Source organism: Pedobacter miscanthi, assembly GCF_003315595.1.
GTDB lineage: Bacteria > Bacteroidota > Bacteroidia > Sphingobacteriales > Sphingobacteriaceae > Pedobacter > Pedobacter miscanthi.
Map to the genome: position 1 here is coordinate 107,341 of NZ_QNQU01000010.1, position 12,893 is coordinate 120,233.

A 12,893-nucleotide genomic window follows, 5' to 3' on the forward strand; every position below is an offset into this window, starting at 1 on the left:
GGTATAAATTTTTCCGATACACAAAAAAAATATCATTTCAGATGAATGTATTATCCATCTTTTTGCGGATTGTGTCTATTTGCAGCCTGATTTGATCAATGTAATTTAGGTTTCTTTCGCAGACCTAATGACTTTTATATGTATAAAGATCAGTGTTCGGCTCATGAGGTGGCCGAAAACCAATTGAGGCGAAATGAAGGCCAGCATAATTTGAAAAAATAAAGAATACGATATCCGTGACACAGAAAATACTGATTATAGCAATCCAAGAACCAAAAAATATTTTCACAATAAAAACACTGATGTTACTCAACAGTCAGATGCAAGATATATATTGAACACCGCTATGGGAAAAGATTTTACAATTGAACAGTGTTCTCCGGCGCCTTAAACACAACTTCAAAAAAGTCAAAAACTGACCTCTCCGGTAGGAATCAGAATTTAAAGCTATACGGTAGCAAGGCAGTAAAAAATATTTATTATAAACAACAACAATCCAGCTAAATGAGAAAGATGTTTTTCACTTCAATGGGGCTATTGCTTATCACATACAGCAGTTACGCTGTTGATAATTCCCGCTCAGATACATTGCTTTACAAAAACAGTAAAGCCCCTGTACCCTTACGTGTGGAGGATCTACTGAAGCGCATGACGCTTAAAGAAAAGATGCTACAGTTACAAAACCGCGGATCAGGAAAAATAGAAGATATCGAACAGATTTTTAACGGGCAAAGTTATGGATGTACCCATGAAATGAATATGACTGCGCAGAAATGTGCAGATATGTACCAGCAGCTACAGACCTATATACAGAAAAAAACCCGCTTGGGCATCCCTGTCCTCACTGCCGCAGAAGGTATTGAGGGGATTCTGCAGAACAACTGCACCATCTTTCCCCAGGCTCTGGCCCAGGGCAGTACTTTCAATCCGCAGCTGATACAAAAAATGACAAATGCAGCAGGTAGCGAGGCACAGGTTATCGGCATCCATCAGATCCTCTCGCCTGTGCTTGATATTGCAAGGGAACTCCGCTGGGGAAGGGTTGAGGAAACCTTTGGTGAGGACCCGTTTTTGATAGCAGAGATGGCCACTTCTTTTATCAGGGGTTACCAACAGTACAACATCACCTGTACCCCAAAACATTTTGTTGCCCATGGAAGCCCTTCAGGCGGCCTTAACTGCGCGAATGTGAGCGGTGGCGAACGTGAATTGCGGAGCCTGTACCTCTACCCTTTTGCCAAAGTAATAGCAAATACCTCACCACTCTCGCTGATGTCATGCTACAGCAGCTATGATGGAGTTGCGGTGAGCGGATCTTCTTATTATATGACCGATATATTGCGTGGGGAATTGGGTTTCAAGGGTTACGTATATTCGGACTGGGGATCTGTTGAGCGGTTGCAGACCTTCCACCATGCAGTGAACTCGAGAGAGGAAGCTGCAGTGAGATCATTGGAAGCTGGTGTTGACCTTGACGTTGACGGCGCTTATGAAACATTGGAGAAAATGGTTACAGAAGGCAAGTTGGAGATGAAATATGTAGATCAGGCCGTACGGCGTATACTGAACGTAAAATTCACTCTTGGACTTTTTGAAAACCCCTACGGTGATCCTTCAAAAGTACAAAAAGTTGTCCGCAGCGCCAAAAATGTTGCGATTTCGAAGGAAGTCGCCGACGAAAGTGCGGTGTTGCTGAAAAACGAAGGGAATATCCTGCCGTTGAACCTATCAAAATATAAGACGATCGCTGTAGTCGGCCCTAATGCGGACCAGACCGTATTTGGCGATTATGCCTGGACGGGACGGGATACCAAAGAAGGAGTTACCTTACTACAAGGGCTAAAAGATGTTATAGGAAATAAAGTACGTCTTAATTATGCTCAAGGATGTGACTGGTGGAGCAAAGACAGAACAAAGATCAATGAGGCCGTAAAAGCAGTGGAGGCAAGTGATCTCACAATTGTGGCTATCGGCACCCGCAGTACATTTTTAGGCCGGAGCCCAAAATATTCTACCTCGGGAGAGGGCTTTGACCTTAGCTCACTGGAACTTCCTGGAGTACAGGAAGAGCTTTTGAAAGCGGTCAAGGCAGCAGGCAAACCCTTTATTGTTGTTTTTATAGCCGGAAAACCCCTTGCAATGCCATGGGTGAAGGACAATGCAGATGCGGTAATCTGTCAGTGGTACGGTGGTGAAATGCAGGGCAGATCATTGGCCGATATCATTACCGGGGCAGTTAATCCATCAGGAAAATTGAACGTGTCCTTTCCACGAAGTACAGGAAATTCACCCAGCTACTATAATCATTTTGTAACCGATCGCAACGAACCTTTTGATAGCCCTGGCAATACTGAGGATCCCAAAGGCCATTATATTTTTGACAGGCCAGACCCGCTTTGGAACTTCGGACACGGTCTAAGCTATTCCAGCTTCAAATATATAAATTGTAGTTTAGCCGACTCTGTACTTACCTCAAAAGACATTATAAAGGTTGATATAGAAATCCAGAATACCAGTGAAATAGATGGACAGGAAGTGGTACAGGTTTATGTCCATGACAAGGTCAGTTCGGTAGCTACCCCGGTACAACAGCTAAAGGCATTTAAAAAGGAATGGATAAAAAAGGGAAAGCAGAAAACGGTGCACCTTGAAATACCTGTTTGCGAACTTGGTTTGTATAATATCAAAATGCAGTATGTAGTGGAACCTGGCGAATTTGAATTACAGATTGGTGGGGCTGCCGATGACATCCACTTCAAAAAAACAATTACCGTAAAATGAACACAAAGGAATTAGAAATACCAGGACGATTAACATTGCCACATCAATCAGGATCAGCTCAGCGTATCGTCCTAATATAGCTTGTCATTAAAAATTGCTTTTAGAAAAACAATGATTTGAATTTATTTTTTGAAGTAATTTTAAATCAGGGGGTGTCCTACCTTTTTGGACACCCCCATAACCAACATTTCGGTTAGTAATCCCAGAACATTGGCACCCAACGAAAGGCTTCTCCATCTACCACTACATGTCCTACTGATGGGAATGGTAAATGCGTCGCCACAAGTAGCCCGCCAGTAGCCGCAACTTCCTTTAAAAGATTGGTGCGGACGCGCACAGCCTCTTGGGGATCGTGTTCAAAGCCATTATACCAATCAGGGTGTTCGAAACCAACCGCGAACACAAGGTCGCCAGCAAATGTCAACCGGTCATCACCAGATTGAAGATTTACTACGCTATGACCAGGGGTATGACCACCGGTACGGGAAACGGTTACGCCCGGTGCCACTTCATACTCCTCATCGAAGAGTCTTAATTGGCTCTGATACACCTCACTGAATTTCTTGGCCGTTGCGCGAAGCGCATCTGGAAACCCTGGCGGCATAAATACATGTGAGAAATCGGGCGACTCCCAGAATTTTACTTCTGTAGCGGCTACGTGAATCCGCAGATCCGGATTCAAACGTTCTTTCACCCCATCAACGAGTAGCCCACCTACATGGTCCATGTGCATATGGGTAAGAATCACATCAGTTACAGATGGAAGCTCAATACCAGCAGCCTCAAGCCGTTTAATTAACTGCCCTGCTCGTGGTAGGTGCAAGTCTGGGTCTAGTCCAAGTCCAGCGTCTATTAGTATAGTCTGGTCACCGCTACGAACGACAACCACATTTAATGCCCAATCGAAAGCTTCAGAGGGCAGGAACATGTCGTCAAGCCATTCTGCCCTATCTTCCGGGGCGGCGTTGTGTGCCAACATTTGGGTTGGAAGTGGTAGCACGCCATCACTGATAACCAAAACTTCAATTTCTCCAATCTTCAATGCATAACGAGAGGGAACTAGCTCTTCACCTGTTGTTGTAATTACAGGTAAGATTTTAGTAGCAGAAGTGTTTTTTAAATTCATTGTTTTCTCCTTTTTTAATTTATATAAATTGTTAGTTAATAGTTAAACTCACTCTACCCAGTATAACCAATGCCCATACCAAACAAATAAAACACTATAAATCAAATACTTAAAAAAATAACGAAATACTAGAGCGCGCGACATATCGCTATTTCCGATTTACTCCCGACATTTCAACACCTTACAAAAAGATAAGTGCTCGCTAAAATCAACCAAAAAAAAGATTTTGAGGAAAGCGCAGTTTTTTTTTAGTCTAGGTGATCCCCAGAAACTGCTATAACGCTGAAAATAGTTTTTTTTTTAAAGAATCTTTATTGGTCTTTGGTGTGATATTGCATTCCATCATTTTCAAAGCCGCTACATCTCGGCAATATCTGGCGAGATGACGGCATAACGTTATTTAAAAAACACAGAAAAACACAAACAAAATACTGTTTTACAGGTATTTAAAAAATTGGTTTTGTTTTTGAATGAGCTATTAATAGTAATTCATGGCTTATGGCAAACGATGGATTACTGTGAAATAAAGTACCTGATTAGGACACAATCTTCAATTATTAAAATCAGAAAAAATGGAAAAAAAATTATTAGGAGCAGCTATACTTAGCCTTGCACTAAGTTTTAGTGCAAGCGCACAACATGCATCAAAGGACGAGGTGACTCAGGTTCCACCTAAGGTGGTCTTTAAAAAGGTCATCAACACCAAAGAGATCAAAAATCAGGAAGTCAAAATGGTTTTGGTTACATTTGGTCCCGGAGAGTCTTCCAAGGCACACCGCCACCCTATACCGACTATAGGTTACGTTCTTGAAGGCGAAATCGCTTCTACTTTTGAAGGTAAGACGCACATTTATAAAAAAGGAGATACTTTCTGGGAAGAGCCAAATGGCCTGCATAATTCTACCAGGAATTTGAGCAAGACAAAACCTGCTAAATTACTAGCTTATTTTATTGGCAGCAAGGAGCAGCCTTTTTTGGTACCTGAAAAAAAGTAGTTACTGGCAGAAATTCGGGAATTGCCAGTGATACTGTTACTACCCTTAGCAACTCCACAGGCAAGGGAAAAAGAAAGCCATTTTTTCCTGGCTCATGGTGTAAGTAAGGTCAAATAGTAAAAAAATAATGACAGAACATACAGCATTCCTACTTTCTGATGACGCTCAGAACCAGCGTTTATCAAAAAGAGTAATTGCGATGAGTATCCGGCAAAACATCAATAAGCCCTGAACATATAGGGAATCTCCCGGCTTGTTACACGCAGGAGGTCTAAGGGCGATTCGTTCGGAATTTACATGTTTTATAAACTACCAGATACCTGAAACAACATAAATTGCCCCCACTTAAGATACCGGACTTTGGAAATCCACAGTCCGGTATCTTTCACTTCAAAATTCATCTCGTTTATAGCTGGTGATCAGATTGCTGCGATAGCCGTTAATCAAACCGAAGAGGTAATGATCCCAGATATAATGTCAAAACATGCTTTTGCGATTTAAGACATGTATTTTGAAACCCACTTGGCTTTAAGTTCACTCGCTGAATTGTTATACTCATAATCCACACCCTGGGCAATTGGATCTACTGAAGTTCTTAGTGGTCTGGTTTTTTTGTCCATGTTAACGAGTGCTAACGCAGCATCTGCAATCATTGCCGCGTCCGGCTGGTGCTTTTGCAGAGCATTTCCCAATTGAGCGCCAAAACCTGCCATCATCTGCGCGGTCTGTTCACCATATTCAGCAAGAATCTCCTCGCGGTCGGCATGTGTTCCCTGTTTGGTATACATTTCGGTCATGAATGCACCCGGTTCAATGATTACAGTCTCAATTCCCTGTCCGATTAGCTCATCATACCCACCTTCTGTAATGCCTTCAAGCGCGAATTTTGAACTGTTATAAGGAACCTGAAAAGGTGGAGAAAAGCGTCCTGCATTACTTGAGACATTTATAATAAGACCATCTCTCTCCTTACGCATAGCAGGAAGCAGCTCCCTGTAAACACGCAAAACTCCAAAAACATTAATGTTCATGATCTTCTGGAATTGCTCCAGGCTATATGCCTCAAGCAGGCCCATCCCCTGGATTGCCGCATTATTGATCATCACATCAATCTTACCATATTTTTTCAGTATCGAGGAAATTGCAGTTTTTACAGAATTATCTTCTGCTACATCAAGTTCCATTACCTCCACGCCCGGAAGGGCTGAAAGCTCCCCGGCAACAGCTATATTTTTGGTTTGGCTACCGCGCATTGTTGCAACCACTTTAAATCCTTCCGATGAAAACTTTTTAACCATCAGTGTTCCAAAACCACTGCTTGTACCTGTTATTACAATTACTTTACTCATTTCAATTTCTTTTTTAATTATCTTGCACAAAGGAAATGTTTGACCATTATTTATTCAAAAAATCGCCGTTTTTACTGGTTTCCAAAAGGTAACTAAGCGTCAAAAACTAGTTTCCTAAAGGTAACTAAGCAACACATGAGAACAATTCATCACGATCCAAAGGACTGCCACATCATACGTACAGTCGAGGTAATAGGCAACAAATGGAAACCGGTAATTCTGGTCCAGTTATTCGATGGCCCGGTCAGGTTTGGAAAACTTCGCCTTTTTATACCCAGTATATCCCAGAAAATACTGACCCAGCAATTAAGGGAGCTGGAGCAGGATGGCCTGATCGTTAGAAACCACTACAAGGAGAAAGTCCCCAGGGTAGAATACGAGATCAGTGAAAAAGGAAAGACCCTTACTCCCGTTTTGCAGGCCATGTTCGACTGGGGAAAAAACGAACATCCACCGAAGTCTTAAAACCTGCAGCCAGTTAAGGGACGAAGGGCCTTTCAATCTTTTTTGGGTATGGAAGCAGCAGAAAAATCAAAGCTTATTTGCCTATTGTTTTTCTTAACCACTCTCCGGCCTGCTGTATCGCCTGGTTTGCCTCCAAAAGATGCGGATAGAACCACGGAAAAATGTGTATCATATCCTTCCAGACATTTAAGCTCACTGTATTTCCTTCCATTGCTGTCAAGCGAGACAGCTCTATAGCGTCTCCCAACAGCACCTCACTGGAGCCGACATCGATCAGCAAAGGCGGAAAGTCAGCGAAGTCACCATAAACCGGGGAAGCCATCTCATCAGCAGCAGGATGTCCGTTCAGATAAAGCTCCCGCAAAGCACCCAATGTTTGTCTGCTCAGCATCGGATCTTTAGCGCCAATTTTCTTGTAAGATGGACTATCCAGGTCCATACTAATCCATGGACTTATTGCATACAGCGCAGCCGGCCCCTGATATCCCCTTTTTTTAGCGAGTTGAGCAACAACAATAACCAGTCCTCCTCCTGCGGAATCGCCAGCGAGAACTATGGGTTCATCATTACCAAGCTTAATCCTGAGCTGAACATAAGCCTCGAAGGCATCTTCAGCCGCCGCCGGAAATACATGTTCCGGAGCAAGCCGATAATCCACGCAATAGGATTTCAGCCCGCATGCCTGCCCAATATGCCCGGCGAGTCCTGCATGATCCTCTGCACTACCAGCAGAATAGCCTCCGGCGTGAAAGAAAAGTACCGCACCTTTGGACGCTACCTCTGGAGCTGATATCTCCAGGGCTGGGACATTCCCCAGCAATATCGGGCTTGTGCCCCAACCCTTTGGCAGTGCAGAACCCTTACCATAAGCTGTTTGACGGCTCCTGGTTTCTTCGAGAGAATTTGGCGGGTTTACAGAAGTGAAAAACTTTTCGGTAAATTCCCGGATATCCATATAGTTTGTTGTCGACATAAGCTAATTTTATGGTTTTTCAAGTTGCCAAAGCACCGAAGCCTTACGCTCCAGAAAATGCCAGTTATCTTTTCCGAAGGTAAATTTATCACTGTAACGGCCACTCATTACGGCCGTTCTTGGTTCACCGCTAACAGTCTTGTAAAGCGTCCAGTAGGCCTGGGCAGAAGCACTCAAACCATCCTGCGCGATTTCGATTATGATATTGGTAATCTCGTGGGTAGTTGCCGAACGTCCGTTTTCCAGAACCTGGATCATACTGGTTGCAACCGCGGAAATTTCTTCCTTTCCTTTAGCTGACATCTGGTCAATCCAAAATGTTGCATCCTTAAATAATTCACCCAAACGGGCAATGTCCGCATCATCATTTGCAAATGCGTAGGCGACCATTAGATTTTCAATGGCACGCTCATCAGAAATTTTATTTTTCATTTCGTTTTATTTTATAGCGAAAATTAACCAGCTTTGGTCACCCCTAATAGACCACCACCGGTAGCATCTATAGTTTGTCCGTTCACCCAGCGTCCATCTTCGGAAGCTAAAAAAGCGATGATATCACCAATATCAGACGGCTGTCCAACTCTTCCAAGAGCACTTTGTCCTGCTGCCCATTCCCTTGCACCTGGATTTGCAAACCAGCTGCTCATATCGGTATCGGTAAACCCCGGGGCAACAGCATTGACAGTAATCTGGCGATCCCCAAGATCCCAGGCTAAGGTTCTGGTTAAGGTACTGATTGCGCCTTTGGTAGCAGAATACATTGTTGCCATTGGGCTAGCCATGTAAGCCGCAGCAGAAGAAAGGTTAATAATCCTTCCTCCATCGTTAATTCTGGATAATCCCTGTTGAATAATAAAAAGCGGCGATTTAACATTTACAGTGAAAAGTCTCGCAAAATCTTCTTCGACAATTTCCCTGATAGTTCCGTATACAACCTCACCGGCATTGTTTACCAAAATATCCACTTTATCTGCATGCTCATCAAAAGCTTTCCATAATGTTTCTGCAGCATGTGGTAAAGACAGATCAGCATGAATGGCAAATGCAGAACCACCATTGGCCTCTATTGCTGCTACCGTTTCCAGTGCCAGTTCTTTATTCTGTCCGTAATGAACGCCAACACGGGCACCATCTTTAGCTAATCGCTCTGCAGTGTATCTACCAATACCCCTGCTTGCACCTGTTACCAGGGCAGTTTTTCCTTTTAAGTTTGACATAATTGCTTTATTTTTTGAATAGTTATACCTCAATCCGCTTGTTATATTCTTTGTTTACCATGGGCTACAAAGGTTTTACCTACCAGATTTCAACGTTCAAGGCTTCAAAGCTTATACCCAAAACATAATATTATGATAGTCAGCAACTTAAGTTAATTTTTAAACCTTTCAAAACTGCTCTATTTCGCCATTGCTATTTTTGTCCGCGAAATAGAACGAAATTTAACCCAGCACGAAAAAGCGTGTTGGGTTGTAGCTAGAAGGATCCAGCAAAAAAATAAAAGGTAGTATTTGATAGACAGAGCATTAGACAAAAATGCTCCCGAGGCATCATCAGGCAATTGTTTTACCTTTCAGGCAATATAGGGGATGAAAACTTTCTGCAGCAAAAAATATTTTTCATTTTTTTTACCGAATTTTATTCACAGTCCGCAAACAGCTCTAATAACATGATCTACCTAAAAAAAATGCGTTTCTCATTTCGCTCTGGTTTGTTCCAGGTATGTATTATGGCGCTTTGCCTGATTTGTTATTCAGCAAATGTAAATGCACAATACTTCCCCACTCCGCAGCCGGTAGGTGTGAATATGGAAAATGGTCTATTAACTGAGTTGAGTAGGACCAAAGATGAGCTGAATAAAATCAATGTGCTGCTGTCCTTATCAAGCCTATACTATTTCCGGCCGGAAAGGAAACCCGTTTATATTGCCAGGAGCATAAAATATGCTGATGATGCGGCCAGAATCAGTAAGAAATTGAAAAACGAGGAAAAATTCAGCGAATCTAAATATCTGATTGGCCTTGGCCTGCTTTGTGACTATAAGTTCAAGGCTGCCGAGGGGCTTTTGAAAGAACTGGATGAGAAACGCAGGTGCGACCTGCTGGTTTCCCTTGGTTTTTATCTCACAAATTCGCGCGTAGGGGTTACCAAGGATCTGCTCAGCAACAGCAGGCGGATACTTAGCCTGGCAATTCCTTTGAGCCAAAAACTTAAGAACAGGCGAAATGAACTCATCGCCCGTCAGTGCCTGGCGCTGACTGCCTTTCAGGAAGGTGAAAATGATAAGTACATTGCTGAAATTGAAAATGTGTTGGCCGATTATAAAAAATTTAATGTTCCGGGAATTTCTTATGCCTATTACCTGACTGCTGAGATGTATAATTTGCAGGGTAAGAATGATAAAGCGATGTTTTATCTACGGGCTGGTATCAAAGAAATGCAAAAAAATAATGACATCATGTCCGGCGGAGACCTTTATAAACTGCTGGCGATCGTTTTCAAGCAGGAATCTGAATTCAACAAAGAACTTGAAGCTTATCAAAAATCTCTAACCTACTATAAGGTTTATCCAGGGATATGGGATATGTATTTTGCAATTCAGGGGGTTGCCTATGGCTTAATACACCTGAAGCAAGAGGAAAAAGCGCTTAAATACCTTGACAGTATTTTGGTGGGGAACCAACCGGGAGCCTATAAGCAAAAGCGAACGATATTTGAAATGTATGCCAACATTTACCTGGCATTGAAAAGATACGATAAGGCAGAAATTTATTATCTTAAAAGATTCAATGTGGTTAAGGAAAATAATGACCTGGGCTTCTCATCATTTGACAGAATGGGCTATTTCTATATCGAAAGTAAACAGTATGCTAAAGCTAAGCCCTACCTGGATTCCGCAATGCATAGAATAGACCATTCAACAACGCCCAATTCAATATCGAGTTTAAAATACCGGTTATTTATGGTGGACTCGGCAGCGGGAAATTACCTTTCGGCAATAAAAAACCTCAGTCTGACACATAACTTTAGTGATTCGGTAGCCAGGGAAAAAAAGCGGACGGAAATAAACAAGCTGCTGGTGGAATATGAGGACGATAAAAAGCAGAGTGAAATTGCGGCTTTAAAGCAGAAATCCCAACTGGATCTGGCAAACATTAAGCAGGCAAGTCTGATCCGAAATTTCTTGATTATCGGGGCAGTTGTATTGTTGATCGTAGCGCTGGTCTTTTACCGTCAGTATAGGACAAAGCTATTCTTGAACGCCGAGATCCTTTCAAAAAACGAAAAACAAGAGGTTCTTCTCGATAGGCTTAACCGGCTACTTTCTGAGAAAGAATGGCTATTAAAGGAAGTACATCATAGGGTAAAAAACAACCTGCACACCGTAATTTCTCTACTCAACACACAGGCCGAATTCCTAAAGGACGACGCGCTTGCAGCGATTGAAAATAGCCAGCACAGGATTTATGTCATGTCCCTGATCCATCAGAAATTGTACGCATCGGACGAGATCCAATCCATCGACATGGTTGAATACGTAAGAGAACTTATTACCTATCTAAAAGACAGCTATGGTGAACTAAACAATATAGAATACATCAGCGAGGTAGATCCTTTGTCTTTAGAGGTTGGCAAGGCCATGCCCATTGGCCTGATCATCAACGAAGCGGTAACCAATTCAATAAAGTATGCATTTCCGAACAAAGAGAAAGGTATGATTTCTATTGTAATGAAAAAAAATGAGGATACCGTTACCATGAGGATATCGGATAACGGAATAGGCATTCCTGATCGGCCCGAAAATGAAAAGCTAAGTTCCCTTGGACTGAAACTTATAGCAGGCTTGAGCGCCGATATCAATGGGAGCTTAAAAGTCGAGAACAAAAATGGAACGGTGCTCACTTTAACTTTCAGCTCAGATTTCCTGAAGTCATCTGAAAATGTTATGCTTTAAATCGCATATACTAAACATTCTTACCTATGGTGTAACTCAAGCCTTTGATCCCTTGTACTGCAATAGCTATTTTTGCGTTAGAAATACCACAAGGCATCTGACAGCAAATAACACATAGATCGAGGTACCCGATAAAAGGTACCTCAATCAATGATTGCATTAAAACAGATAGCGTTTTAATTGCGATGAAGCCTGAGCGAATGCATCTTTGGTCTGCTGGATTTCAGCAAGGCCATTCAATAAACCCCAGTCATGGATTACCCCATTGTAACGTACAGTTGTAGCCTCCACACCCGCTTCCAAAAGGCGACGTCCGAAAGCCTCCCCCTCATCCCTCAAAACATCATTTTCAGCAACCTGAATTAATGTTGGCGGCATACTTTTGAGCTGTTCGAGACTTGCTTTTAAGGGAGAGGCCCGGTAATCGCCGCGTTTGGAAGCATCCGGAATGTACATATCGTACATCCATTTCATAAGCGGAGTGGTAAGAAACCTGTCACGTCCATAGTCCTTGTAAGATTGCGTTTCAAAATTAGCATCAACAATCGGCCACATCATCACAGCAGTTTTTATTTCCGGTCCCTTTCGCTCTTTTGCAAGGATGGAGGTAACTGCTGTCATGTTCCCGCCGACACTATTACCGATCAGGGCCAGTCTTTTTCCGTCCACACCAATTTCTGAACCATGCTCACTCACCCACTTTGTAGCTGAATAGATTTCTTCGATCGCAACTGGAAATTTAGCCTCAGGTGTTCTGGTATAATTGACAAACACCCCAACAGCCCCCGATCCTACAACAAGGTCTCTGACCATGCGTTTATGCGTAGGGTAATCTCCCAATACCCATCCTCCACCATGGATAAAGATAAAAACAGGGAGAACACCATTTTTACCTTGAGGGCGAACAATATTCAATGTGACGGTATGCCCATCAACTTTGATTATTTTCTCAGATTCACTTATTCCCGAATAATCGACCTTAACACTTTTCTGGGCATTTACCAGTACAGCCCTCGCGTTTTTTGGGCTTAGGGTTTCCAGACCTGGACCGCCATTGTTCAGGGCGAGAAGAAAGTTTTTAACTTCAGGGGCTATATGCTCATCGGCATACCATTCTTTACCCTGAGCCCCAGCCGTTGTAACTGCTGCTATAATCAACAGTAAACTCACAATAACCAATCTGGTTCTACTAAGTACATTAGTTCTAACATGCATCATATCTTTTTGAATAATGACTTCCCGGACTAAGCGG

The 12,893-nt window shown here is 42.6% G+C and carries 10 protein-coding genes; 4 read left to right on the forward strand and 6 right to left on the reverse strand.

From position 1 onward, the window contains the following. Positions 1 to 504: 504 nt before the first annotated feature. Complete coding sequence (locus tag DRW42_RS13160) at positions 505 to 2,781, forward strand: glycoside hydrolase family 3 N-terminal domain-containing protein (protein WP_113949288.1); 2,277 nt, start codon at positions 505 to 507, stop codon at positions 2,779 to 2,781. A 193-nt stretch (positions 2,782 to 2,974) separates the two neighbouring features. Here DRW42_RS13160 and DRW42_RS13165 read toward each other — a convergent pair whose 3' ends face one another. After that, complete coding sequence (locus tag DRW42_RS13165) at positions 2,975 to 3,907, reverse strand: MBL fold metallo-hydrolase (protein ID WP_113949289.1); 933 nt, start codon at positions 3,905 to 3,907, stop codon at positions 2,975 to 2,977. Positions 3,908 to 4,479: 572 nt separating this feature from the next. Between DRW42_RS13165 and DRW42_RS13170 the strand changes: the two genes are divergently transcribed. Beyond that, entirely contained in the window at positions 4,480 to 4,902 is a 423-nt protein-coding gene (locus tag DRW42_RS13170) for a cupin domain-containing protein (protein WP_113949290.1), read from the forward strand. A gap of 497 nt (positions 4,903 to 5,399) precedes the next feature. Here DRW42_RS13170 and DRW42_RS13175 read toward each other — a convergent pair whose 3' ends face one another. Then, positions 5,400 to 6,251, reverse strand: coding sequence for an SDR family oxidoreductase (locus DRW42_RS13175; protein WP_113949291.1), 852 nt, complete (start codon positions 6,249 to 6,251; stop codon positions 5,400 to 5,402). 135 nt (positions 6,252 to 6,386) lie between these two features. On the opposite strand from DRW42_RS13175, the gene DRW42_RS13180 reads away from it, so the two are divergent. Continuing rightward, the gene (locus DRW42_RS13180; RefSeq protein ID WP_158544339.1) at positions 6,387 to 6,716 is read left to right on the forward strand and encodes a winged helix-turn-helix transcriptional regulator; all 330 of its coding nucleotides are present in this window, start codon (positions 6,387 to 6,389) and stop codon (positions 6,714 to 6,716) included. Positions 6,717 to 6,789: 73 nt separating this feature from the next. Here the strand turns inward: DRW42_RS13180 and DRW42_RS13185 are convergent, their stop codons facing one another. Genes DRW42_RS13185 through DRW42_RS13195 form a run of 3 tightly spaced genes read right to left on the reverse strand, consistent with a single transcriptional unit; the run spans position 6,790 to position 8,906 of the window. Continuing rightward, positions 6,790 to 7,689: an alpha/beta hydrolase gene (locus DRW42_RS13185; RefSeq protein ID WP_113949292.1), complete on the reverse strand. Its 900-nt coding sequence runs from the start codon at positions 7,687 to 7,689 to the stop codon at positions 6,790 to 6,792. A 9-nt stretch (positions 7,690 to 7,698) separates the two neighbouring features. Then, positions 7,699 to 8,121: a nuclear transport factor 2 family protein gene (locus DRW42_RS13190; protein ID WP_113949293.1), complete on the reverse strand. Its 423-nt coding sequence runs from the start codon at positions 8,119 to 8,121 to the stop codon at positions 7,699 to 7,701. A gap of 23 nt (positions 8,122 to 8,144) precedes the next feature. Beyond that, entirely contained in the window at positions 8,145 to 8,906 is a 762-nt protein-coding gene (locus DRW42_RS13195; protein WP_113949402.1) for a glucose 1-dehydrogenase, read from the reverse strand. Positions 8,907 to 9,373: 467 nt separating this feature from the next. Between DRW42_RS13195 and DRW42_RS13200 the strand changes: the two genes are divergently transcribed. Next, positions 9,374 to 11,641, forward strand: a complete 2,268-nt coding sequence (locus DRW42_RS13200; protein ID WP_158544340.1) for a tetratricopeptide repeat-containing sensor histidine kinase — start codon at positions 9,374 to 9,376, stop codon at positions 11,639 to 11,641. Positions 11,642 to 11,800: 159 nt separating this feature from the next. On the opposite strand, the gene DRW42_RS13205 is transcribed toward DRW42_RS13200, so the two are convergent. After that, positions 11,801 to 12,859: an alpha/beta hydrolase gene (locus DRW42_RS13205; protein ID WP_244215270.1), complete on the reverse strand. Its 1,059-nt coding sequence runs from the start codon at positions 12,857 to 12,859 to the stop codon at positions 11,801 to 11,803. Positions 12,860 to 12,893: the final 34 nt, after the last annotated feature.